Source organism: Streptomyces macrosporus, from assembly GCF_039533145.1.
GTDB lineage: Bacteria > Actinomycetota > Actinomycetes > Streptomycetales > Streptomycetaceae > Streptomyces > Streptomyces macrosporus.
In genome coordinates, this window is record NZ_BAAASZ010000024.1 from 63,166 (window position 1) to 86,137 (window position 22,972).

20 protein-coding genes and 2 pseudogenes are annotated in these 22,972 nt (G+C 75.0%); 6 read left to right on the forward strand and 16 right to left on the reverse strand.

The window, feature by feature from the left end:
• Position 1: 1 nt before the first annotated feature.
• From ABD335_RS16835 to ABD335_RS16875, 9 genes are all read right to left on the reverse strand, one after another.
• Positions 2-973, reverse strand: a complete 972-nt coding sequence (locus ABD335_RS16835; protein ID WP_344323678.1) for an FAD binding domain-containing protein — start codon at positions 971-973, stop codon at positions 2-4.
• On the reverse strand, positions 970-2,007 hold the full coding sequence (locus tag ABD335_RS16840; protein ID WP_344323680.1) for an alpha/beta fold hydrolase: 1,038 nt from the start codon (positions 2,005-2,007) through the stop codon (positions 970-972). The genes ABD335_RS16835 and ABD335_RS16840 overlap by 4 nt, the downstream gene beginning before the upstream one ends.
• A gap of 82 nt (positions 2,008-2,089) precedes the next feature.
• Positions 2,090-3,550, reverse strand: coding sequence for an aminotransferase class I/II-fold pyridoxal phosphate-dependent enzyme (locus tag ABD335_RS16845; RefSeq protein WP_344323682.1), 1,461 nt, complete (start codon positions 3,548-3,550; stop codon positions 2,090-2,092).
• A 162-nt stretch (positions 3,551-3,712) separates the two neighbouring features.
• On the reverse strand, positions 3,713-4,762 hold the full coding sequence (locus tag ABD335_RS16850; RefSeq protein ID WP_344323684.1) for an LLM class flavin-dependent oxidoreductase: 1,050 nt from the start codon (positions 4,760-4,762) through the stop codon (positions 3,713-3,715).
• A 227-nt stretch (positions 4,763-4,989) separates the two neighbouring features.
• Positions 4,990-5,574 carry a hypothetical protein gene (locus ABD335_RS16855; RefSeq protein WP_344323686.1) on the reverse strand — a complete coding sequence of 195 codons (585 nt, stop codon included), beginning with the start codon at positions 5,572-5,574 and terminating at the stop codon, positions 4,990-4,992.
• Positions 5,575-5,650: 76 nt separating this feature from the next.
• A complete protein-coding gene (locus tag ABD335_RS16860) occupies positions 5,651-7,888 on the reverse strand; it encodes a DUF2264 domain-containing protein (protein ID WP_344323688.1) in 2,238 nt (745 codons plus the stop codon).
• Positions 7,885-8,868, reverse strand: coding sequence for a hydroxyacid dehydrogenase (locus ABD335_RS16865; RefSeq protein ID WP_425583657.1), 984 nt, complete (start codon positions 8,866-8,868; stop codon positions 7,885-7,887). The genes ABD335_RS16860 and ABD335_RS16865 overlap by 4 nt, the downstream gene beginning before the upstream one ends.
• A 47-nt stretch (positions 8,869-8,915) precedes the next feature.
• Positions 8,916-9,158, reverse strand: a complete 243-nt coding sequence (locus ABD335_RS16870) for a hypothetical protein (protein ID WP_344323692.1) — start codon at positions 9,156-9,158, stop codon at positions 8,916-8,918.
• A gap of 127 nt (positions 9,159-9,285) precedes the next feature.
• Complete coding sequence (locus ABD335_RS16875) at positions 9,286-9,681, reverse strand: VOC family protein (RefSeq protein ID WP_344323694.1); 396 nt, start codon at positions 9,679-9,681, stop codon at positions 9,286-9,288.
• A gap of 139 nt (positions 9,682-9,820) precedes the next feature.
• Between ABD335_RS16875 and ABD335_RS16880 the strand changes: the two genes are divergently transcribed.
• Positions 9,821-10,372, forward strand: a complete 552-nt coding sequence (locus ABD335_RS16880; protein ID WP_344323696.1) for a 2'-5' RNA ligase family protein — start codon at positions 9,821-9,823, stop codon at positions 10,370-10,372.
• Here the strand turns inward: ABD335_RS16880 and ABD335_RS16885 are convergent.
• Together ABD335_RS16885 and ABD335_RS16890 are read right to left on the reverse strand one after the other, a co-directional pair.
• On the reverse strand, positions 10,312-12,003 hold the full coding sequence (locus tag ABD335_RS16885) for a PstS family phosphate ABC transporter substrate-binding protein (RefSeq protein WP_344323698.1): 1,692 nt from the start codon (positions 12,001-12,003) through the stop codon (positions 10,312-10,314). The genes ABD335_RS16880 and ABD335_RS16885 overlap by 61 nt on opposite strands.
• 232 nt (positions 12,004-12,235) lie before the next feature.
• On the reverse strand, positions 12,236-13,345 hold the full coding sequence (locus ABD335_RS16890; protein ID WP_344323700.1) for a CapA family protein: 1,110 nt from the start codon (positions 13,343-13,345) through the stop codon (positions 12,236-12,238).
• Between the two features lie 478 nt (positions 13,346-13,823).
• Here ABD335_RS16890 and ABD335_RS16895 point away from each other — a divergent pair, with 478 nt between their 5' ends.
• The 3 genes from ABD335_RS16895 (at position 13,824) to ABD335_RS16905 (ending at position 15,438) form a co-directional block, all read left to right on the forward strand.
• Positions 13,824-14,066, forward strand: coding sequence for an acyl carrier protein (locus tag ABD335_RS16895; RefSeq protein WP_344323703.1), 243 nt, complete (start codon positions 13,824-13,826; stop codon positions 14,064-14,066).
• A gap of 66 nt (positions 14,067-14,132) precedes the next feature.
• A complete protein-coding gene (locus tag ABD335_RS16900) occupies positions 14,133-14,561 on the forward strand; it encodes a YchJ family protein (protein WP_344323705.1) in 429 nt (142 codons plus the stop codon).
• A 292-nt stretch (positions 14,562-14,853) separates the two neighbouring features.
• On the forward strand, positions 14,854-15,438 hold the full coding sequence (locus ABD335_RS16905) for a peptidoglycan-binding domain-containing protein (RefSeq protein ID WP_344323707.1): 585 nt from the start codon (positions 14,854-14,856) through the stop codon (positions 15,436-15,438).
• Between the two features lie 122 nt (positions 15,439-15,560).
• Here ABD335_RS16905 and ABD335_RS16910 read toward each other — a convergent pair.
• A pseudogene (locus ABD335_RS16910) lies at positions 15,561-17,009 on the reverse strand (ABC transporter ATP-binding protein); the annotation flags it as partial.
• Here ABD335_RS16910 and ABD335_RS30825 point away from each other — a divergent pair.
• A pseudogene (locus ABD335_RS30825) lies at positions 16,975-17,199 on the forward strand (aminotransferase class I/II-fold pyridoxal phosphate-dependent enzyme); the annotation flags it as partial. The pseudogenes ABD335_RS16910 and ABD335_RS30825 sit on opposite strands and share 35 nt — an antisense overlap.
• A 204-nt stretch (positions 17,200-17,403) precedes the next feature.
• Here the strand turns inward: ABD335_RS30825 and ABD335_RS16920 are convergent.
• The 4 genes from ABD335_RS16920 to ABD335_RS16935 all read right to left on the reverse strand — a co-directional run bounded on the left by ABD335_RS16920 (position 17,404) and on the right by ABD335_RS16935 (position 21,634).
• A complete protein-coding gene (locus tag ABD335_RS16920) occupies positions 17,404-18,621 on the reverse strand; it encodes an MFS transporter (protein WP_344323709.1) in 1,218 nt (405 codons plus the stop codon).
• Positions 18,622-18,810: 189 nt separating this feature from the next.
• Positions 18,811-19,572: a cupin domain-containing protein gene (locus ABD335_RS16925; RefSeq protein ID WP_425583655.1), complete on the reverse strand. Its 762-nt coding sequence runs from the start codon at positions 19,570-19,572 to the stop codon at positions 18,811-18,813.
• Positions 19,569-20,504 (reverse strand): DUF6807 domain-containing protein, encoded by a 936-nt coding sequence (locus ABD335_RS16930; protein WP_344323714.1) that lies wholly within the window; start codon positions 20,502-20,504, stop codon positions 19,569-19,571. Before ABD335_RS16930 ends, ABD335_RS16925 begins: the two co-directional genes overlap by 4 nt.
• Positions 20,501-21,634, reverse strand: coding sequence for a Gfo/Idh/MocA family protein (locus ABD335_RS16935; RefSeq protein ID WP_344323715.1), 1,134 nt, complete (start codon positions 21,632-21,634; stop codon positions 20,501-20,503). The genes ABD335_RS16930 and ABD335_RS16935 overlap by 4 nt, the downstream gene beginning before the upstream one ends.
• A 235-nt stretch (positions 21,635-21,869) precedes the next feature.
• Between ABD335_RS16935 and ABD335_RS16940 the strand changes: the two genes are divergently transcribed.
• Positions 21,870-22,972: DUF4139 domain-containing protein (locus ABD335_RS16940; protein ID WP_344323717.1), on the forward strand; the 1,103-nt coding region annotated here is incomplete at its 3' end.

Consider the following 22,972-nt stretch of genomic DNA (forward strand, 5'->3'; position numbering starts at 1 on the left):
GTCAGCCTCCCAGGCTCGACAGGGCGCGCACGACGGTGCGCCGGACGAGGACGGTCTTGAACCGGTTCTCCGTCAGCGGTCGCATCCCCTCGGTCGCCCGCGCCGCCGCGTTCCGATACGTCGTCGGGTCCGCCGGGCGGCCGGTGAGTTCGGCCTCCACCGCGGGCAGCCGCCACGGTCGCGTGCCCGCGCCGCCCACCGCGACCCGGGCGTCCACGACGGTGTTCCCGCGGACGTCCAGGGCCACGGCGGCGGAGGACAGGGCGAACTCGTAGGACTGCCGGTCGCGGATCTTCAGATAGGTCGAGCGCCCGGCCCACGGCAGCGGGGGCACGAGGATCTCGGTGATCAGCTCGCCCGGCCGCAGGACGTTCTCCAGGTGCGGGGTGGTGCCGGGCAGGCGGTAGAAGTCCTCCAGCCGCACCGTCCGCGTCCCGCTCCGGCCGCGCAGCCGCACCGAGGCGTCCAGGGCGACGAGGGCGACGGCCACGTCGCTGGGGTGGGTCGCCACGCAGTGCTCGCTCGTGCCCAGGACCGCGTGCATGCGGTTGGCGCCGGTGACGGCCGGGCATCCGCTGCCGGGCTCCCGCTTGTTGCAGGGGGAGGAGACGTCGCGGAAGTAGCCGCAGCGGGTGCGTTGGAGCAGGTTGCCGCCCATGCTGGCCATGGTGCGGATCTGCTGCGAGGCACTGGCCGACAGCGCCTGGGAGACCATCGGGTACCTCTCCCGGACCAGCGGGTGGTCGGCGACGTCGGCCATCCGCTCCAGGGCCCCGATCCGCAGCCCGTCGGCGCCGGCCCGGATGCCGCGCATCGGGAGGGCGTTGATGTCGACGACCCGCCGGGGCGCCGTCACCCCGAGTTTCATCAGGTCGACGAGCATGGTGCCGCCGGCGAGGAACGCCGTGTCGTCGCCCGCCAGGGCGAGTGCCCGCTCGGTGGAGTCGGGCGCGGTGTACTCGAACTCCCTCATCCGCGCCGCCCTCCCCGTTCCTGTGCCCGCCGGACGGCGTCGACGATGTTGGGGTAGGCCCCGCAGCGGCACAGGTTGCCGGACATGTACTCGCGGATCCGGTCGTCGGTGACGCGGCGTCCGCTGTCGACCAGGGCCGCCGCGGACATGATCTGGCCGGGGGTGCAGAACCCGCACTGGAAGGCGTCGCAGTCGATGAACGCCTCCTGTACGGGGTGGAGTTCGTCCCTCTCGGCCAGTCCCTCGACGGTGGTGATCTCCTTGCCCCGCACGGTCGCGGCCAGCGTCAGGCACGCCAGGACGGGACGGCCGTTCTCGTGGACGGTGCAGGCGCCGCACTGGCCCCGGTCGCAGCCCTTCTTCGGGCCGGTGGTGCCCAACCGCTCCCGCAGGGCGTCGAGGAGGGTGGTGCGGGGGTCGACCGTCAGGCTCCTCCGCTCTCCGTTGAGCGTGAACTCCACCTCGACGGGGTGCGCCGCGCCGGCCGCCCCGTCCGCGGCGGGGTCCGCGGCGACGGGCGGTGCGCCGTGGAGCAGGGAGCCGGCGGCGACGCCGGCCGCGGCCGAACCGCTCAGGAACCGTCTCCGGGAGGCACCTAAGGGGCGCTCGTCGTCTTCCGTCCGCCGGGCGGGAGGTGACATGGGGGTTCTCTCCTTCGGGGGCGCGGGCTTTCGGGGACGCCCGTGGGGGACGCGCACAGGGAGTGAAGCACGGGGCGCCGCGGGGCGCCACCGTGCCTCACGTCCCGTGTGGTTGGCGAGCCGGCCGCGCGCCACCCGCTTCGGATCGGGGTCGCCGCTGCTGTCGAGCACGACCCGGTCGGTGCGGTGGGGGAACATCCGGGCGTGGACGGCGCCGACGTACGCCCCGTAGGAGACGCCCCACACCGAGATCCGGGCCTCCCCCAGCGCGCGCCGGACGCGGTCGATGTCGCGCGCCTCGTTGGCCGTGCTGATCGTGCGCAGCACCGGGCCGCCGTTCTCGGCACACGCGCCGGCCATCCGGCGGGCGGTCGCCGCCGGTGGGGCCCGCACGGCGGGGCCGTACCGCGCCGGGCACGTGGTCCGGGCGGCCGTACGCCGCCTCCCCGCACGGGCCCGGGGCCGTGCGGCACGGTCAGCGGGCCATCACCCGGATGGTCTCGACCGTGGGGTCGGCGGCGTCGGGGATCAGCATGCCCGCCGCGACCCCGCTGCGCAGGTACTCCACCACCTCCGAGGTGATCACCTCGCCCGGGGCCACGGCCGGCACGCCGGGCGGGTAGGGGCTGAGCATCTCGGCGGCGACGCGTCCGACGGCCTTCTCCGCGGGGACCTGCTCGGCCGGTCCGAAGAACGCCTCGCGCGGCAGGACCGCCTGCTCCAGCTCCAGCGCCCCCGGTTCGGGGAGCTTCGCCCGGGGCTGCCGCTCGATGGAGTCGGCTCCCTCGACCAACGCGCGCACCGACTCGATCAGCAGTTCCTCGGTCCGGTCGTCGTCCGCGTGGGTGAGCTGGGCGTTGATCCGGCAGGTGTCGGCGGCGCCCATGTCGACGTGGCGGTTGGCGCGGAGCCACTCGGCCGCCTGCATGCCGCTGATCCCCAGTTCCCGCACGTCGATGCTGATCTTCAGCGGGTCCAGCTCCGCCGCCAGTCCCTCGTCGACGACCTCCCGGTCGAGCAGCCGCAGTCCGGGCATCTCCGCGATCGCCTCGCGGACGCGGGCCGCGCGGCGCAGCGCCGTGCCCAGCAGGGCGTGCCCCTGCTCCACCATCTGGCGGCGCCAGCCGTCGAGGGTGGCGAACACCAGCGAGGAGGCGCTGGTGGTGCCCAGCAGGTCCTCCCGCTGCTTGAGGACGTCGGGCGAGACCCGGTCGCCCTTGAGGTGGAAGACGGAGCTCTGCTCGACGGCGCCGCCCATCTTGTGGACGCTGGTGACCACCAGATCGGCCCCCACGTCCATGCCCCACGCCGGCAGGTCGGGGTGGAAGGGCAGGTGCGCTCCCCACGCCTCGTCGACGATGAGGGCGACGTCGCGCTCGTGGCACACCTCGGCGACGCCCCGGATGTCGGCGCAGGTGCCCCAGTCCGTGGGGGTGATCAGCAGCATGCCCTTGGCGTCCGGGTGGGCTTCGAGGGCCCGCCGCACGTCGTCGGGCTCCGGCGGATGCGCCATGTGCCGCTCGCCGTCGAACTTGGGGTGCACCCACACCGGATCGACACCGTTGACGATGACGGCGGCGATCACGGACTTGTGCGCGTTGCGCGAGATCAGGATCTTCTCGCCCGGTCCGGCCACCGCCAGCATGGCCGTCTTGACCGACAGGGAGCTGCCGCAGGTGGAGAAGAACGCCTTGTCGGCCCCGACGGCGTCCGCCATCAGCTCCTCCGCCTGACTGACCACCCCCTGCGACTGGCGGCGGTCGTCCAGGCCGTTGAGGGAGAGGACGTCGTCGCGGAAGAGGTCCTTCCCCAGAATCTCCAGGACCCTGGGGTCGACGCCCCGGCCCTGCTTGTGCCCGGGAGGCCCGTACGCCACGTCCCCCCGACGCCGGAACTCCTCCAGCGCCTCCAGAACGGGCACACGCGAGTGGTCCATGGACTACCTCCTGGGGACGGCGGGCCGGAAGACCGTGCCCGCGTACCCGGCCGTCGGCCGGGGCGGATCCTTCGAGGGTCCGGATAACCGCGCGGAACGGCTCGAAACAGGAGGACACTCGCGACCGCCCCTCCCCCGGCCCGGGGGAAGCCCCGGACCGAGTCAGTCCCAGGCGGGCATGATGTGGTCGTGGATCAGCCGGAGTTGGTCGTCCACGCTCGCCACGCCGGCCACCTCCCGGCCGGTGAAGGCTTTGACCAGGACGCTGTCGGTGACGGCGCAGATGACGTGGTTGACGCCGCCGGGCTCGATGTCCCGGCGGATCTTCTCCAGGCACTCCTCGGGGGTGCCGGACACCGACAGCCGCTCGGCGACCTCGGGGGAGGTCAGTTCGATGCCCCGGGCCAGGTCTCCCGCGGCGATCGCGTCGACCACCGGTTTCAACTCCCGGGGATCGACCCCGTTGCGCCGCACCTGCTCCTCCGGCATCGAGGAGGCGTAGATGCCGACCATCGAACGGGCGGCCTCCTTGGCCGCGGCCCCGTCCGGTCCGGTGGCGAAGACGACCCAGGCCCCGATGTCCAGGCTCCGCCAGTCCCTCCCCGCGCGTTCCGCGCCCGCCCGGATGTGCCGGACGGCGTACTCGTACGCCTCGCGGGTGTAGCTCAGCGCGTGGTGGCAGCCGTCGGAGAGTTCCCCGGCCGCCTCGAAGGACTTCGGGCCGCGCATCGCGCCGAGTTTGACGGGCAGGTGGTCCTGCACGGGCCGGGCGAAGGTGAACAGCCCGTCGTAGGTGAAGAATTCGCCGCTGTGGGTGATGGCCCCCTCGTCCAGCAGGGTGCGCACCACGTGCAGCGCCTCCTTGGTCCGCGACAGCGGCCGGATGCGCGACCAGTCGACGCCGTACTGGGCCAGCAGGCCGAAGTTGCCGCAGGACAGCACGCCCTCGGCCCGGCCTCCGGAGAGTTCGTCGAGGGTGGCCAGCGCTTGGGCGATCAGGGTGGGTTCGCGCAGGACGACGGAGGACAGGCTGGGGCCGAAGCGGATGCGGTCGGTCTGCGTGGCGGCGGCGGCGAAGAGCAGCCACATGTCCTTGTGCCAGGTCTCGTCGGCCGCGTAGCAGGCGTGGAAGCCGAGTTCGTCGGCGAGCCTGATCGACGCCAGGGACTCCTGGAGCGGGTGGTCGGGGAGTAACACGTAACTGAACCTCATCCGCACACCTTTCCCGAGCGCGTTCCCCGTGGGGAGGCGGCGTCCGGGGCGCCGCCTCCGTCAGGCTCGTCCACGGTCGGCCGCCTGTCCAGGGCGCCTCGGCGCGCGGGCGGTGCGGTCGTGCGGCGTTCACGCCGCACGTTCCGTCGCTTCGCCCGGCCCCCGGCCGTCCGCATCGCCGTCCGCCCCGCCGAACACGACGTCTCGGACGGCCGGGGGCCGGCGTGTCACTCCAGGTCCAGGCGTTCGGCGGCCTTGCGCAGCATGCCGAGCCTCTGCTGCGACGGCCGCTGCTGCTCGCCCGCGAAGGCGCTGATGACGGTCAGCACCCCGGTCAGGACGGGGATGCTCCACTGCACCCAGCGCAGTTGCCGCTCGGTGCTCTCGACGGACATGTGGTGCTCCTCCTGCCCGGCGGCCTCCTCCGAGCCGGGCGCCGACGCCTTCTCGATCTTCTTTCCCAGCGCACGGCTGTAGGCGGTGGCGCCCAGAGCGGCGGCGGTGACGGCGGTCTTGGCCACCGACATGGCCCCCACTCCCTTCTGGTGGCCCACCCGGTAGGACTCGGAGGCCAGCAGGGAGACGGCGCCGACGAGGTGGGCGGCGATGGCCACCCCGTTGGCCGGGGTCCACTTCGCCCATCCGATGCTCGCGATCCTGTTCCCGGTCCTCTCGTCCTCCCACTCGCGGGCGACGCCGTTCAGGCCGACGGCTCCCATCAGGGAGCCTCCGAACCATGCCCCCATTCCCAGATCGTGCAGGCTGCGGGCGAGCGTGTTGCGTTCGGACACGATGGCCTCCAGTCGTTTCATGCCTTTTGACAGCATTCAAGGCATATCAGAGGCTCGGGGAAGGCGCCGCTCGAACCGAACGACCGCGGAACCGAGGTCACTCCGTCACGTTCTCGCTCTCCGGGACCCGCACCTGCCCGGAGACGAAGGCCACACCGGCGGACTGCCGTCCGGACGGACGGTCGTCCCGGCGGGCGGGGAGGCCGTCGCCGGAGGCGTCCCGCGCCTCACGGGGATCTCCCGTCGTGTCCGCGGTGTGTGGGGGGAGGGCCGGTGGGAGCTCGATCTCGGTCGTCAGACCGTCGGACCAGACCAGGCCGGCCCGGTGGCCGCCCCGGCCGTCCGGGTGAACGGACAGGGTGGGGGGCGGGCCAAGGTCCGGGGCGGCCTCCCGGGCGAGGACGACCTGGGCGGCCAGGACCTCGCCGAGCGGAAGGGACCCGCTCGTGGCCAGCCACGGGGTCGCCGTCCACGCGCCGAGCGGCGAGACCCCGCACTCCACGGCGACGCCCGCGCGGTCCGGTCCGCGCAGCGCCCGCAGACGGGAGCACAGCCCCCCGCCGACCGCCCGTGCTTCGGGGCCGTGTGCCCCCGAAGCGGTGTCGGTGCGCGGCTCGTCGGCGCAGGAGACGGGCCAGCCGCCCATCCGTACGGTGTGCCGGGCGTCCCCCCGCTCGGCGGCGGTCGCCGTCCCGGAGGCGTCCACCCGGACCAGTCGGATCTCCGTGCCGTCGCGCACCACCGAGGCGACGGTGAGGTGCGGGCCCGGGGTGACCGGGCCGGTGCGGCCGGAGCCGTGGTCGGGGGTGCCGTCGTCGACGTCCACCCAGCGCACCGGCCCGGCGGAGGCCGCGGCGAGCACTCCGCCGGGCAGTTCCCGCGCGTAGAGGGTGGTGAAGCCGCTCCGGTGGGTGGCTCGGCCCCGCTCGTCGACGACCGTCACCGTGTTGTCCACCGGGTCGGCCGGCGTGGCGCCGGTCTGTGGGGGGAGGGTGGCCGTGGAGTAGGCCAGCCGCGCGTACAGCGGCGAGTCGGCGGCGGTGGTTCCCGGGCGGGCGTGGTCGGTGCCGTGGTTGACCACCACCGCGATGCCGTCGGAGCGGCGGGCGGACAGCAGCCAGCCGGGGGCGGCCACCACGCGGGCCTGATCGCCCTCCTCCACCGGAAGCGGCTCCTCGCCGGCGGTCCACACCGGGTGGTCGGCGGGCAGGGCCAGGCCCAGCATCCCCTTGGCGGCCCAGTAGGGCGAACCCGGGCCGGAGTAGTGCTGCCGCATCGCGGGCCAGGCGTGGTACCGGCCCAGGGTGAGCAGCCCGTCCGCGTCGGGGGCGCCGCGGTCGACGAAGTGCCGGACGATGCCGCTCGCCGCCCGTCGGGTCAGACCGGGCGACAGGTCGGTGGCGCCGGTGAGGGCCCCGACCCACAGCGGCGCGGCGGCGGCGAAGCGGTAGATCAGGCTGCGGCCCTGGAGCAGGGGCGAGCCGTCGGCGCCGACCAGCCGTACCGCGTCCGCCAGGTAGCGCCTCAGGTCGGCGGCCCACGTCTCGCGCAGGGCGGGTGGGCAGAGGGTGCCGGTGACGTCGAACAGGTGGGTCCACAGCAGCGGATACAGGTGGAGGGCCCAGCCGGTGTAGTGGTCGTAGGCCCGTTCCTCGGCGTGGTCGGAGAGCCAGCCGTCCGCGCGCCGCAGGGAGGCGTGGACGGCGAGGTCGGCCTCGACGTCGTCGGCCGACCAGGGCCCGCCGACCTCGCGGAGGAAGGACTCCACGACGACGCGGAACCACACCCAGTTGATGGGCGGGTAGGGCTGTCCGACCACGGTGGCCAGCCACTCCACCGTCCGTTCGCGCACCCGGTCGTCGAGCCGGTCCCACAGCCAGGGCCGGGTGAGCTGGAGCACCAGGGCGATCGAGGCGGCCTCGACCTTGGCCTGGGGCACCTCGTCGGGGCGGGGCCAGGCTTCGGGGGAGGCGGGGTCGGTGCCGGCGGCCAGGCCGTCGGCGTAGCGTCCGAGCAGTCCGCCCGGGTCGGCGCCGCCCTCGCCCGCGACGCGGAAGCCGGCCAGGAGGAAGGAGCGCGCGAAGCCCTCCAGTCCGTCGGAGTCGGGGCCGGAGACGCTGTGCGGTCCGGGCAGGTCGATGCGGGCTCCGGCCGGTGAGCGGTGGGGCTCCAGGGCGGCGAGCAGGCGGTCGGCGAGCGCGGTCCAGTGGTGCCGGGTCCAGCCGGTGTACGGGGAGAGGGCGCGGTCCTCGCGGGGCATCGCGCCCCCGCTCGGGCCCGCGGCCGTGTTCGCCGCCGTGCCCGCGGTCGTGTTCGCCGCCGTGTCGGGGGTCATGCCTGCGCCTCCAGGGCCTGTCGGGTGACGGGGGCGCGGGGCGGCAGTCCGGCGGCGTACCGCTCCAGCTCCTCCAGCGCCGCCGCGGCCATCCGCCGTGTCTCCGAGCCGAGGGAGCCGGCGACGTGCGGGGTGATCATCACGTTGGGCAGGTCGTACAGCGGGGAGGACGCCGGCAGCGGTTCGGGGTCGGTGACGTCCAGGATCGCGTACAACTCCCGCGTGGCGCAGGCGCGTTCCAGTGCGGCGGTGTCCACCAGGGCGCCGCGCGCGGTGTTGACCAGGACCGCGCCGGGCGGCAGCGCGGCCAGCTCGGCGGCTCCGATCATGTGCCGGGTGTGCGGGAGGGAGGGCGCGTGGAGGCTCAGCACGTCGGCGCGGGGCAACGCCCGTTCCAGGGTGACGGGTTCGGCCCCGGCCCGGCGGATCTCGTCGGGGTCGGCGACGGGGTCGACGACGAGCACCCGGGCCAGGTCGAGTCCGAGCAGCAGGTGCGCGACCCGACGGCCGATGCGGGAGAAGCCCACCAGCACCACCGTGCGGTCCTGGCCGCTCAGCTCTCCGTGGCGGTCGCGGTAGCTCCAGTCGTCGCGGAGGCGGCGGGCGTCGGCGGCCAGGAACGGGGCCTTCTTGAACGCCCACAGGACGGCGGCGAGGGTGTAGTGGGCGACGGGTTCGGCGTTGACGTCGGCGGCGGTGGTCACCAGCAGTCCGCGGTCGAAGACGGCGTCGCCGACGTGGTGGCGCACGCTGCCGGCGGCGTGGAGCACGGCGCGCAGCCGCGGGGCGCCGCGCAGCACTTCCTCGTCCAGCGGGGGGCAGCCCCAGGAGGTGATCAGCACCTCCGTCCCGGCCAGGCGCTCGCGCACCGGGGGCGAGGCGAGTTCGTGGGCGGCGGCGGGTTCTCCGAGGGAGGCGGTGGCGCGGAGCCTGGCCCACTCGGTCTCGCCGAACTGGGTGCGCAGCGTGTCGGGGTCCATCACCAGCAGCGTCTCGGGACGGCGCGGGGCGCCGGGGGGCTTCCGCGTCACGTCACGCTCCCGGCGACCGGGCCCGTGCGCCGGTGGCGCCGGAGGACGGCGGAGGCCGCCGCCGGGGGGACGACGGCCGGCGGCGAGCCGGGGACGACGAGCGGGTTGGACCGGGGGAACCGGGTCACGCGGGTGCTCCTCTGGTAGAGGTCGAGGGTGGACCGGGCGATCGTGCACGGGTACTTCTGGTCCCCGTCGTACTCCGCAGCATCGTGCGGGGGAACACCGCTGTCGACCATTCGGCGGCACATCGAGCACCGAAGGCGCCCGGCCCCCGGATTCCGGTCGGCCACCGCGAAGGCGCCGGTGGTGCCGGCCGTCCGCCGCGTCCCCGGTGCCCCGGGCGACCCCGGTGGGTCCCGCGGATCAGTCCTCCGTGCGGCCCTCGCGGGCCACCAGGGCGAAGGTGTGCCCGGCCGGGTCGGCGTAGAGGCGGATGTCGCGCGGCCCGCCGTTGTCCTTGGTGTCGATCGGGCGCGCCCCGAGGCCGACCGCCTCGCGCTCCGCCTCGTCCATGTCGTGCCGCGAGACCAGGACGTGCAGGTGCGCCTGGAGCGAGTCGTCCGGGCGGGGCCAGCTCGGGGGCGCCAGGCCGTGGTCCCGCCTGACGGCCATGCGGACCCCGTCGTGTCCGACCACCTCGACCAGGTCCGGATCGATGCCCCGGCGCACCCGGGCGCCCAGCAGTCCGGCGTAGAACTCCGCCAGCCCCTCCGGCTCTGCGCAGTCCAGCACGAGCACGCTCGTCTTCTCGACGGGCATGTGTCACCCCCAGGATCGTCGACGGACCTTTCCGCCGCGCACGTCCGTATACCCCCGGAAACCCCCGTCACGGCGAACGGAATCGGCCGGCGGGGGCTCGTGCGCCGGAGAGCCGGGAGGGCGGCCGTACGCTGGCCGTGTGCGCACCGTGGAACTGCTTCCGGACGACGCGACCGACCGGGCGGTGCGGCGGGCGTGGCGCCACCTGGCCGACGCGGGCCTGCCCAGCCAGGCGGGGCACCCCCATCCGACGAACCGCCCCCACCTCACGCTGGCCACCGGCGAGGCCCTGCCGGACGCGGTGCGGGCGCGGGTGGTGGAGGTGCTGGAGGCGGCGCTGCCGGTGCGGATCCGGCTGGAGGGGCTGGTGCGGTTCCCCGGGCGCGTCCGGGTGCTGGCCTGGGCCGTCCGCCCCGATCCCGAACTGCTGTTCCTGCACGGGGAGGTCTGGCGGACGCTGGCCGGATCGCCGGGGGTGGGCCGGACGAATCCGCTGCACGCCCCCGGACGGTGGGTGCCGCACGTCACCCTCGGCCGGGCCCGCCGCGCCGCGTGGGACCTCCCGGACGCCGACCTGCTGCCCGCCCCGCTGCGCGGTCCGCTGCCGGGCCTCCTCGTGGCCGCCCGCGGCTACGACTCCGCCACCCGTACCACCGAGTCCCTCGTCCCGCCCGCCGGCGGACCCGCCTGACGGCCCGTCACCCCTCGTCCTCCCCCTCCCCCGGGCGAGGACGAGGGCGAGGGCGCGACCGAGGGCGAGAGCGAGGGCCGCGCCTGTTCCGTGGGGCGGCACAGCACCGGGTTCCGCAGTTCGCCACAGGGCCGGTGGCCGTGGGAGCGCACGATGTCCTTGCCGACCTCGTTCGTCAGGTAGCGCAGGAAGCCGGCCGCCAGGGAGTCGGCCGGGGGCTCGCCGTAGGTGTGGGCGTACTCGGTCGCCCAGAAAGGGTAGGCGCCGTGGTCGGCCTCCTCCGGGCCGGCGCGGTGGCCGCCGATGCTCACCAGCCGCAGGCCCCGGCGCTCGGCCGCCTCCCCGAGCGCGCTGTAGCCGAGCGCCCCGGGGATCCGTTCGACGGCGTCCAGCAGCCCGCTGGTGGACCCCCGCTCGCAGCGGACGGGGCCGGGTACCGCGCCGGGACCGGGGTTGCGGCAGTCGTCCGAGGTCGGCGCGGGCTCCTGCACGCCGCCGAGGACCTTCTGCTCGAAGGCCCGGCGGGTGCCGGAGGCGTACGCGCGGCCGACGAGGCGGATCGGCAGGTCGTTGCCTCCCAACTGCTCCCAGTTGGTGACGTCCCCGGCGTAGATCCGCTCGATCTGCCCCAGGGAGAGGTCCTGGACGCCCGCCTCCTCGTTGACGACGAGGGCGAAGAGGGAGAAGGCGATGGGGCGCGGCAGCAGCCGCGGGTGGCCCTCCCCCTTCTCCCCGTCCGTGAACGCCAGGTGGGCGGGGCTCGAGGAGCCCTGCTTCCGCCCCTCCCGGTCCAGCGTCTCCAGACCGTCGGAGCCGGCGCCGGTCCGGATGACGAACTCGGCTCCCGGACAGGTCTTCCGGTACGCCTCGGTCGCGTCCTGCAATACGGGTTTGAAGGCCGAGGAGCCGGTGATGGTGAGGGTTCCCGTGGCGCAGTCCAGGGGGGCCGTGGTGTCGTCCTCGCCGAGCGAGACGGCGAGTTGGCCGAGGACGACCAGGACGAGGAAGCAGATCAGCGCGATGGCCCGCCAGGACGTCCCCGTCTGGCTCCTGGTCTCCTGGATCCCCCCGTTTCCGACCCCGCCCTTGATGCCGCCGACGACCTCGGGAGGGGCGAACTGGGCCCGTGCCCCGTTCTCCTCCTCCCCCGTGCGTTCCAGCGCGGCCAGCACCTTGTAGTGCGCGGAGCGGTTGAGCGGCACCTTGGGGAGTTCGATGACGCCGTCGCGCACGCTCAGGCCCGAGTCCTCGCCGAAGCAGGGGCGCAGGAAGTCGTCGCCGAGTTCCGTCACCACCATGCCGGCCACCCTGCGTCCGGGGAACCTGACGCGGATGCCGACCTTGTCGTCGGGCAGGGCGGCGTAGTCGTCGTTGTCGATGTGGGTCGCGCCGTTGTTCTCGACGCGCAGCAGGACGAACGACGGGTCGACCAGCCGCGTGCCGTCCCCGTCCTGCAACTGCTGGAGGGCGCCCGCGTACTGGGAGTGGACCGCGTCGGTCGCCGTGGTGTCCATCTGCACCCGGTAGCCGAGCCGTTTGCGGCCGACGAAGACGAACTCGTAGAGCGCGGCGGCGATCGGGACCACCACACCGAGCACCGCGAGGATGATCTCCCACCGGAAGACGTCCACTGCCACTCCTCCCCCGTGGAGACCATGGACCGGGCCGACAAACATACGAGCGCCGACCGCCCCGATGAAGCGGGGCGGTCGGGCTTTCGGCACGTGTTCACCGGCTGTTGGGGAGCGGTGCGTCCCCCATCGGCCCGCGGTACGCCGGCGGGCCTCGGGAGGGGAGGGCCCCGCCCGGCCGGGCGGGTGTCGGGAGGGCGGGAGCCCCGTACGGGCCGGTGCCGCGCCCCCTTCAGGACCACCGGAGGGCGAGTGTGCCGTCCGGCTCGCGGTCGACGTGCGTGCCCAGGTCGCGGCAGGCCCGGTCCAGGACCGCCCGCAGCCACCGGGAGTCCTCGTCCGAGGCGTGCCACAGCCGCATCCGGCGGGCCTGGAAGGGCACCATCCGCACGCCGGTGGGGCGGCCGTCCGGATCGAGCCGGACGAGGTACAGCAGCCGCAGGTCGTCCCGGTACCGCTCGTAGCCGGCAATGCCCTCGTAGTCGTTGACCAGATCGCCGCAGCCGTACAGGACGAGCCCGTCCCGGTACGCCTCCAGGGGGCGGGGGTGGTGCGAGGAGTGCCCGTGGACGACGTCCACGCCGCCGTCGATCAGCGCGTGCGCGAAGCGGACCTCGTCGGCGGAGACCCGGTAGCCCCAGTTGGGTCCCCAGTGGATCGAGACGACCGCCACGTCGCCGGGCCGCTTGATCTGCCGCACCCGGTCGGCCACCGCCTCGGCGGCGGCCCGCGACGGCTCGGCCACGACGTCCACGCCCGCCCGGTCGCCGGTCGCGGCCCAGCCGGGCGGTATGCCGCTGGAGGGCGTGCCGAGGGCGAACACCAACAGCCGGCGCCCGCCGTCGAGGGGGACGGCCGCGGGGCGGCGCGCCGCGTCGGCGTTCCGTCCCGCCCCCGCCACCGCCACGCCCGCGTCCGCCAGCGCGTCGAGGGTCTCCGCCAGCCCGGTGCGGCCGAAGTCCAGGACGTGGTTGTTCGCCAGCACGCAGACGTCGGGGCGGACGGCCGTCAGGCAGGGGAGGTTGTCGGGGTCCATCCGGTAGTGGATGCCCTTGCCGGGCGCGAAGTCGTCGCTGCGCGTGACGCCGGTCTCCAGGTTGAGCACCCGGGCGTCGGGCGCGGCCTCGTCGAGCGTCTCCAGGGCCTCGCCCCAGGGCCAGGGAGGGTCGACCGGGCGGGGGATCGGCCCGTTCACCGCCTCCGCCAGCTCGACGTAGGCGCGGGCGTCGCGGACGTACGCCTCCCGCAGTTCCGGATCGCCGGGGTGCGGGAGGATCTGGTCCACGCCGCGACCGAGCATCACGTCGCCGCAGAGGAACAGGGTGACCGCCTCCCCGCGCATGTCTCCAGCCTAGAACCCCTCCGCCCGGACGGGCCGTGCGCGCGAGGGACGTTCGGACTCGGGAAGGGGCCGAACGTCCCCTGTGGCCCGGAGTGCGGAAGTGGTGTTCTGGAGGTGGTTCCGGAGGCGGCCGGCGGACGCGGGGAAGCGGCCCCCGGGCCGCGCACCGCGTGCTCGGAAGCCCGCGGCGAGCGGGCGGCCTCCGGCGACCCGTGTGCCCGGCGGTGCCCCCGTCCGCTGGGCACACGCGCGTGTGGGTGCCCGGTCTCGTGCTCGACGGCGCCGCCCCGGCCCGCGGGTGCGCCGGCGCCTCCCGGAGCCGGCGGGGTTCCCGCCCGTCGTGCGCGGTCCGTCCCCGTCCCGCGCCGGCCGGTGACCGGGCGGGACGGAAATCCACGGACCGCGCCGGGGGCTGTTTCCCCGCGCCGTCCCTGGAAACCACGGACTGTCCAGTGAGTCGATCCCGGAGGTGTTGGACATGGCGACCGGAGAGACGGGCTTCAGCGACGTCGCCTACGACCTGATCTCGGTGCAGTACCACGCGCTGAAGGGCGGGCACGACTACGGACAGTACGTCCGCGACGCGGAGAACGCCGGCAAGAACGAGATCGCCGACTTCTTCCGCAAGGTCATGGAGGAGGACTCGCGGCGCGCCGCCAAGTGCCACGACTATCTGGTGCAGTTGGCCGCGGCGAAGGAGGCCGGACCGGCGGCCGCGTAGGGCCGCGCGGCGCCCGGACCCCCACCCCCGCCGCGCGGTGCGCCGCGCGGCGGGCACCATGGGGGCATGTCCCGACGCCGACCGCGCCCGCGCCCCGCATCCTCCGCCGCGTCCGCGCCCTGCCCGTGCGGCCTGCCCGCCCCGTACGCCGACTGCTGCGCCCGGTTCCACCGGGGGCTGTCCGCCGCTCCCACCGCCGAGGCGTTGATGCGGTCGCGTTACAGCGCCTTCGCCGTGCGCGACCGCGGTTACCTGCTGCGCACCTGGCATCCGGACACCCGGCCGGACGAGCTGGAGTTGGACCCGGCGACGCGGTGGCGGCGTCTGGAGGTCGTCGCCTGCACCGGCGGCAGCCCGTTCCACACCGAGGGCACCGTCGCCTTCCGCGCCCACTACACCGAGCGGGGGCGCGAGGGGGTTCTGGAGGAGCACAGCAGGTTCGTCCGCCACGCCGGCGCCTGGGTCTACCTGGACGCGTCCGGCGGCGCGGTCTGACGGTTCCGCTCGCCGCCCTCCCACCGTCCTTCCGCCGCCCGTTCGCCGCCGTGGCCCGTCCGGTCGCCGGCCTTCGGCGACCGTTCGCGGAAAGGGCTTTCGCCGCCGTGCGCACGAGGGGTTCCGACACGACCGCGAGCGAGTAGGGTCCCTCCCGGGGAAACGATCCGTGCACGGACGCGCACACTGCGGCGCGGTCCGCGGCGGATCGGTGTCCGGGCCCGGGGGTGCCCGCACGGTGGCGCCGGGGTCTTCGCGTGCCCTTCTCGCGGGGGCGGAGGAGAGACGGGAGGTGGACGTGGCGACCGGCCCCGATCCGGCATCGTCGTTCCGTCCCCCGGTCGCGCGCACGGGCTTCCTCACCGGACGGCGCGGCCCGCGCACCGGCGTCCTGCTGCTGACCACGGGCGCGATCGGCTCCACCCTGGCCGCCCTGCTGCTGGCCTCCGGCGTTCTGACGCCCCCCGATCCCCGCAGGCCGACCGGTCTGGCCGTGCCCTCCCCGAACGTCTCCCCGCCGCCTTCCCCGCGGGGCGCCGTACCGTCGCCCTCGGCCTCGGACCGCCCGTTGCGGACGAGCGCACCGGCGACCACGCGCGCGGCGCCCACCCCGCCGGTGTCCGCCCCCTCGCCCGAACCGTCGCGGTCCGGTGCCTCCGGCGTCCTGCGGCCGGGCGACAGCGGTCCGGCGGTGTCGGCGTTGCAGCGGCGGCTGCGGAAGGTCCCGCACATCTACCCCGACGGGGCCGTCACCGGCCGCTACGACGACGAACTCGCCCGGGCCGTCGCCCGCTTCCAGGAGTGGTACGGCGTCCACGGCGACGAGGAGGGCGTGTACGGCGACGACACGCGGCGCCGGCTGGAGGAGGTTTCCTGACCGGCGGACCCGGCGGACCCGGCGGACGGCCGCGCGCGGCGTCGGAGGCTCCCGGGCGCGGTCCGCACGGCGTGTCGTGGTCTCCGCGGATGTCCTCCCGATGTCTCCGTGCCGACGGGGCGTCAGGCCGACTGGGCGGCCCGCAGCCTCGCGTAGAGGCCGCCGCGGCGGAGCAGTTCCCCGTGGGTGCCGATCTCGACGATCCTGCCCTCGTCCATCACCACGATGCGGTCGGCGCCGCGGACGGTGGACAGCCGGTGGGCCACCACGAAGACGGTGCGGCCCCGCACCAGCCGGGCCGGGGCCTGCTGGATCATCGCCTCGGAGTGGGAGTCCAGCGCGGAGGTGGCCTCGTCCAGCACCAGCACCCGCGGGTCGCGGATCAGGGCCCGGGCGATGGCCGGGCGCTGCCTCTGGCCGCCGGACAGCCGCGCCCCGCGCTCGCCGACGACGGTGTCCGGGCCGGCCGGGAGCCGGCCGACGAACTCCAGGGCGTTGGCGTCGCGGAGCGCGGCGCGGATCTCCTCCTCGCCGACGCCGGTCAGGCCGTAGGCGACGTTGTCGCGGACGGTGTCCTCGAAGAGGATCGACTCCTGCGGGACGACGGACAGGAAGCGGCGGTAGCTGCGCAGGTCCAGGGTCTCCATGTCGACGCCGTCCAGCAGGATGCGTCCCGAGGTGGGTCTGAGGAAGCCGATCACCAGGCCGAGCGCGGTGGACTTGCCCGCGCCCGAGGGGCCGACCAGGGCGATGGTCTCGCCGGGGCGCACCGAGAGGGTGACATCGCGCACCGAGTGGCGGTCGGCGTCGTCGTAGGTGTGGGAGACGTTCCGGAAGTCGAACCGTCCGCGGACGGCCGTCACCTCGATCTTGCCCGCGTTCTTCTCCAGGTCCGGGGCCTGGAGCACCTCGCCGGCGGAGCGCACCGACTCCAGGCCCTTGACGATCACCGGGGCGAGCCCCATCAGCGTGGTGACGGCGGTGGTGAGGGAGGAGAAGTACGCGCTGAGCATCACCACGTCTCCGGGGGTGACCGCGAGCCGTCCGTGGTAGGCGGCCGGCGCCGCGCCGACCAGGCAGCCCACGCCCAGGGCGTTGAGCAGGATCCAGCCCAGCGCGCCGAACCGGCCGTTGAGCCGGTCCAGCCGCAGCCCGGCGTCCAGCACCTGCCGCAGGGTGCCGTCGACCCGGCGCAGCGCGGTCCGCTCCAGGCCGTGGGCGCGGGTGATGTGGATCAGGGTGGTCATCTCGGTCACCCGTGAGGAGAGGTGCTCCACCTCCTGACGGAAGGTCTCGTTGTACGCGCGCAGCCGACCGTGCAGCCACATCACCAGGGCGGACGCGGCCGGGACGACCACCAGGAAGACCGGCAGGAAGGCGGGCGTGCGCACCCCGATGACCACCAGCGCCCCGGTGAGCATCGCCAGACCCGCCAGACCCTGGTCACCGATCTGCTGGAACGACAGCTCGACGTTCTCCACGTCCCGGATCACCTTGGTCTGGAGCACGCCGGCGCTCACCCGCGAGTGGTAGCCGATGGAGAGCTGCTGCATCCGGTCGCAGAGCGCGGACGCGCTGCACGACCTGGACCCGGTGGTGGTGGACGAGTCGTTCATCGACTTCGTCGACGAGGAGCCCCACCCGTCCGTGGCCGACGAGGCGACGCTCCGGCCCAACGTGATCGTGCTGAAGAGTCTCGGCAAGAACTTCGGGCTGCACGGCGTCCGGTTCGGCTCCCTCGTGGCCGACCCCGCCCCGGCCGGGACCGTCCGCCGGGCCCTGCCCGAGTGGAACCTCGACTCCTTCGCCGAGACGGTGGTGTTCACGCTGAAGGAGTACGGCGCCGAGCACCGGCGGAGTCTGGCGATGCCCGCCCGGGACCGCGCCCACATGGCGCTCGCCCTCGCCGCGCTGCCGGGCCCGGTGGTCTTCTCGTCCCAGGCCGACTTCCTGCTGTCGGGCCGGTCACTGCGCGATCCGGCCCGACAGCAGGGCCGCCGCCAGCACCGCGACGACCAGGGAGAGCAGGGCGGCCCGCAGGTCCCACACCTCGGCGAGCAGGCCGACGCACGGGCCGGCCAGCAGGATGCCGGGCCACTGGCCGATGATCGCGACGGACACGCCCTCCCCGGGCGAGAGCCCCGGCTGCCTGCCGGCCAGCGCGAAGACGGTCGGCAGGACGCACGCGCCGCCCACCCCGAAGACCGCGAACCCGACCAACGCCACCACCGGATGCGGCCACGCCAGCGCGACCCCCATGCCCAGGGCGGTCGTCGGCAACGACAGCCGCAGCAGCGACCGGTGGCCCAGCCGCCCGGTGAGCCGGTCGCCCACCAACCGGGTGAGCGCGGCGGCGGCGGTGAGACCGGTGTAGATCGCGGCGGCGACGGCCTCCCCGCTCCCCAGGACGTCGGTGGCGTAGAGGGCGCTCCACTGACCCGCCGCCCCCTCGGCGTAGGAGGCCAGGAACGCGATCGCGGCCAGCAGGACGAGCTGCGGGGTGAGCCGGCGCCGCAGCCGGCTCGCCAGCCGGCCCTCCGCCCCGGGCCGGCTCGCCTCCTCCGGCAGCCAGCGTCCCCACGCCACCAGCAGCGCGCCCAACAGCCCACCGCTGACGGCCATCTGCGTCCCCGGCGTCACGTCCGTCGCCGCGGCGAGCGTGCCCAGCGCGCCGCCGCCGAGCAGGCCGAAGCTGAAGCAGGCGTGGAAGGTCGACAGCAGCGGCCGTCCGTAGCGGCGCTCGACCTCGGCCGCCTGGGCGTTCATCGGCGTGGACAGCAGGCTCGCGGCGAAACCCCAGATCGCCAGGTTCGCCAGGAGCACGGCCGTCGTCGACGCCGAGGCCATCAGGGGAGCGTTGAGCAGGATCAGGGCCGCGCCCGCCAGGCTCAGCCGACGGAGGCTCACCCGTCCGACGAGCACGGTCACCACGGCGAGGGCGACGAAGTCGCCGACGACGGAGGCGGTGGTGGCCAGCCCCCAGGCCGCCTCCCCCAGCCCGACCTCGCGGCGCACCTCGGGGATGCGCGCCGACCAGCCGCCCACCGTCGTTCCCATGATCGCGAAGACCAGGCAGACCGAGAGCCGCGCCCGGACGGCCTCCCGAGGCGGGGACGCCGGGACGGTGTTCCCGATCGGCCCGGCGGTCGGGGCGGCGGTCGGGTCGGCGTCGGGCTCGCTCATCCGCGTCTCCTTGTCGGGCCAGGTCCTCTGCGGAGCACTCTGGGAACGATCCCACACCCCGCGGACGCGGGGGACCGATCGGCGACGCGGCATCGGCGCACCGGCCGCGGCGTCCCCGGAGACGGGGGGGGACGGGCGCGGTCGGAGTCGGGGCCGGGGTCGGGCGGACGGCCGCCCGGCCCCGGCCGGTCACGCGCCGCGGTACGGCAGGGTGGTGCCGGGGATCTCGTACTCCTCGCGGCGTCCGCACATCCCGTGGCCGCCGTGCCGGGTCGGGGTCGCGGACGCCACCCTCGCCTCGGCCAGGTGCGCGGCGTCGCCCGCCGCGAGGGCGGCCAGGTGGGCGCCGGTGCGTTCGGCCGCGGCGAGGGCGCCGGCCCGCCACAGGCGTTCCCAGTCGGGCACCCTCGGCGCGACGAGCCGGGCCGCCGCCCGGTGGAACTCCGTCAGGGGCCCGGCGTCCCCCTCCCGCAGGGCGTCCCGCAGCGGGAGGTAGCCCTCGACGGCCAGGTCCCGGCGGCGCCTGGCGGCCTCCTCCGCCTCCGGCCCCTCCCGCGCGGGCAGCACGGCCGCCGCCGCGTACCGTTCGGGGTCGGCCAGGACGGACGGCGGGAAGGTGAAGACGGCGTCCCCGGCCTCGGGGAGGCCGCTGTTCTGCATCAGCACCGTGACCCTCAATCCGCCGCGCTGGACCATGCGGTGCACGGTGCCGGGGGTGAACCAGACGACCGACCCGGCCGTCAGCTCCGTCTCCCGGTACCCGTCGGGCGTGAGCGTCTGCACGGCCCCCCGACCGCCGGTGACGACGTACGCCTCCGCGCAGACCAGGTGGACGTGCGGGCTGCCGCCGCACACCCCGTCGGCCGCCTCCCAGTCGTAGGCGCTGATGTGGGACAGGCCCACCGCGCCCGGCAGGGGGTCGGGCAGGGAGTCCTCCCGCACCGCGCTCACCACCCGTGCGTCCGGAGCCAGGACTCCACCCGCTCGCGGTCCCAGGCGCCGTCCGCGACGACCACGCGGTAGCGGTAGGCGAAGTCCTCCCCCGGCGGCAGTTCGAACTCCTCGAAGAACGCCCAGGAGAAGGCGACGGTCGGGGTGGGCTCGGAGCGCACGAACCAGTGGGACTCGTGGACGGCGCCGTCGTTCTCCGGCGCGTGGGCGAAGACCAGGGTGCTGTGCGCGTCCGTGCCGTCGTGCTCGCCGGTGAACGCCAGCCACGGCGCCCGGGTGCCCATCATCTCCGCGGCGCCGGCCTCCCCCTTCCCCCCACGGCCCTCGGGGCCGAGGACGTCGCCGCCGGTGAGGTCGCGCGGGCCGCGCCAGTGGAGCCCGGTGTAGCCGGCCATCTCCCGCCCGGCGGTGGTCGGAGAGCCGAAGCGCAGCGGTTCGGCACGGACGTTGGTCAGGTGGATCGACCAGTCCAGCGCCCAGGCGCCCTCCTCCGGTTCCACGGAGTGGACCTCGACGGTGCGCCGCTCGCGCGCCCACTCCTCGCCGCCGTTCTCGATCCAGGTCAGGCGTTCGGTGAAGGACAGCCGGTCCTCGCGCGCGTCGACGGTGTCGAACCCCTCGTGCCGCATCCGGCCGACGCGGTCGTGGAGCGGCAGGTACCCCTGGCCGTGGACGTAGGAGTTGCCGCCCCAGAAGTTCTGTCCGGACAGGTGACTGGCGGTCATCTGCAGGCCCTTGTGCCAGCGGTGGTCGTTGGGCCGGTAGCCGGTGACGGTGTTGCCGGACAGGGTCCGCAGCGGGTGGGCGTAGGGCTTGCGGGACTCGAAGGGCTCCGGGTCGGGCCGGTAGACGTAGGCCATCAGCTCGACGCCGCCGGAGGACACCGAGATCCGCTCGCCGTGGGTGTGGGTGACGGTGATCGGCGCGCTCATCGGCTCTCCTTCGCGGTGGCCCGCGGGGCCCAGTCGGGGTGGTCTCCGTGCATGGCGGCGTAGTAGGGGTCGCCGGGGACGATCTCGCCCGCGCGCACCGGCAGCCCGGTGAAGGCCGCCTTGTACAGGGCGGCGGCGAACTCCAGGGTCCGGCGGGCGTCGTGGCCGCTGCCGGGCGGGCGGACGCCCGCGCGCATCGCGGCGAGCAGGCCCGTGAGCTGGGCGGTGTGCGAGCTGGGCAGGTCGTCGGCGGGGGTGCGCCAGGCCCGGACGCGCTCGGTGTCGTCCACGGCGTGGGGGGCGGGGGTGTAGACCCAGTCGTCGTTGTGGTGGCCGTACAGGTGGGTGAGTTCGACGGTGGCGTCGGAGCAGTCGATGCGGATGCGGCTGACCTCGTCCGGGGAGAGGACGCTGTTGACGACGGTGGCCATCGCCCCGCTCGCGAAGCGCACCAGCGCGGTGGAGACGTCCTCGCTCTCCACGTCGTGCACCAGGCGTCCGGCCATGGCACGCACCTCGGTCCAGTCGCCGAGCAGGTGCAGCAGCAGGTCCATCTGGTGGATGCCGTGGCCCATGGTGGGACCGCCGCCCTCGGTGGCCCATCTGCCGCGCCAGGGGACGGAGTAGTAAGCGGTGTCGCGGTACCAGGTCGTCTGGCAGTGCGCGACGAGCGGCCTCCCCAGCGCGCCGGAGGCGAGCAGGTCGCGGGCGTGGACGGCCCCGGAGCCGTAGCGGTGCTGGAAGACGGTGGCGACGTACGGGCCGTCCGCCCCCTCCGCGGCGGCGATCTCGTCGTACTCGGCGAGGGAGAGGCACAGCGGCTTCTCGCACAGCACCCAGGCTCCCGCGCGCAGCGCCGCCACCGCCTGCTCCCGGTGGAGCGAGGGGGGTGTGCCGATGAGCACCAGGTCGGGGCGCTCCCGCTCCAGCATCTCGGCCATGTCCGGGTACCCCGCGACCTCCTGGCCGGCGGTGGCGCGGAAGGCGTCGAGCCGCTCGGCGGCCACGTCGACGGCGGCGACCAGTTCGACCTCGTCCGCGTGGGCTCTCAGGGCCGACAGGTGGGCGCCGGTGACGATGGCTCCCGTGCCGACGACGGCGGCGCGGAGACGTTGGGCGGCTGAGGACATCGAAAGGGGCTCCTTAAACGGTCGCCGACCGATAGAAAGCGCTTGCCGAGGCAGTACCCTACGAGCATTCCGAATGTCCGGCCAAGGGGTCGTGCGCGCGGAGACGGGATTCGGCGACGGGAGGATACGGGTCCGCCCCGGACGATCCGCCCCTCCCGCGCGACCCCCGTGCCCCGCCCTCCGTCCAGCCGCTAGGGTGCGGTCACCGTTCAGGCGAGGTGCGCGAGGGGGAGGCATGACGGCCGAGCCGGTCGAGGACGGCGGTGCGGAACCGCCGCGCGTGGAGTCCGTGCTGGAGTCCGTGGTGGTGCACTCCGTCGGCGCCGTGTGCACGCGACGGGCCCGCTGGGTTCCCCCACCGGGGCCGTGGCCCGCCCCGGGCACCGCCGTGCGGGTCCGGATCGAGGGCCTGCCGATCACCCTCCACGAGCACTCGCTGCGCGGCCGGATCGTCTCCGGCCCGCCGGGCGTGCGGGTGACCGACGCGCGGGTGGAGCGGACGGCGGCGCTCCGGCGGGACGACGAACTGCCCGCGCTGCGGCTGGACCTGGCGGACGCCGAGGACCGCCGGGACGAGGTGCGGGAGCGGCGCGACCGGATCGCCGCGGAGGTCGAGGAGGTGGCCGGGCTGCGGGCCGTGCCGCCGCAGCCCCGCCGCGGGGAGCCGCCCCGCTGGGCGCCGGTGGAGTCCATCCTGACCCTGGCCGGTTTCCTGGACGACCGGCTGGCCCTGCTCCACGGGCGACTGCGGGCCGCCGAGGACGAGGTGCGCCGGGCCGAACACGACGTCGACGTGCTCTCCGACCGGGTGCGGAGGGCGTCGAACGCGCTGTCCACCGCGCGGGTGCCGGAGTCCGCCGTCGCCGTCCTGACGCTGGATCGGGACGGAGGGGACCCGGGCGGCGCGGAGACGGCGTCCGAGGCGGGGACCGACGGGGCCGGGGCCGCCGTCGAGTTCGAGGTCGAGTACCACGTGCCCGGCGCGACCTGGCTGCCGGTGTACCAGGTGCGGCTGGAGGACACGGGCGCCGGTTCCGGTGGGACGCTCGTCCTGCGGGCCTGCGTGGCGCAGCGCACCGGCGAGGACTGGACGGGCGTGCGGCTGGGCCTGTCCACCGCCGACCTGCTGCGGCGCACGGACGTGCCGCGGCTGCGGTCGTTGCGGATCGGGCGCCGGCAGGCGGAGCCCGTGGTGCGGGGCTGGCGTGAACCCCCGTCCGGGCTGGAGGAGTTGTTCGCCGGTTACGACGCCGCCGTCGCCTCCCGGCCGGCTCCGTCCCCGGCCGCCGCCCCACCCGTCGCCGTCGCCGGGTCCCGGCCGCGCGGCGCCCCGCCCGG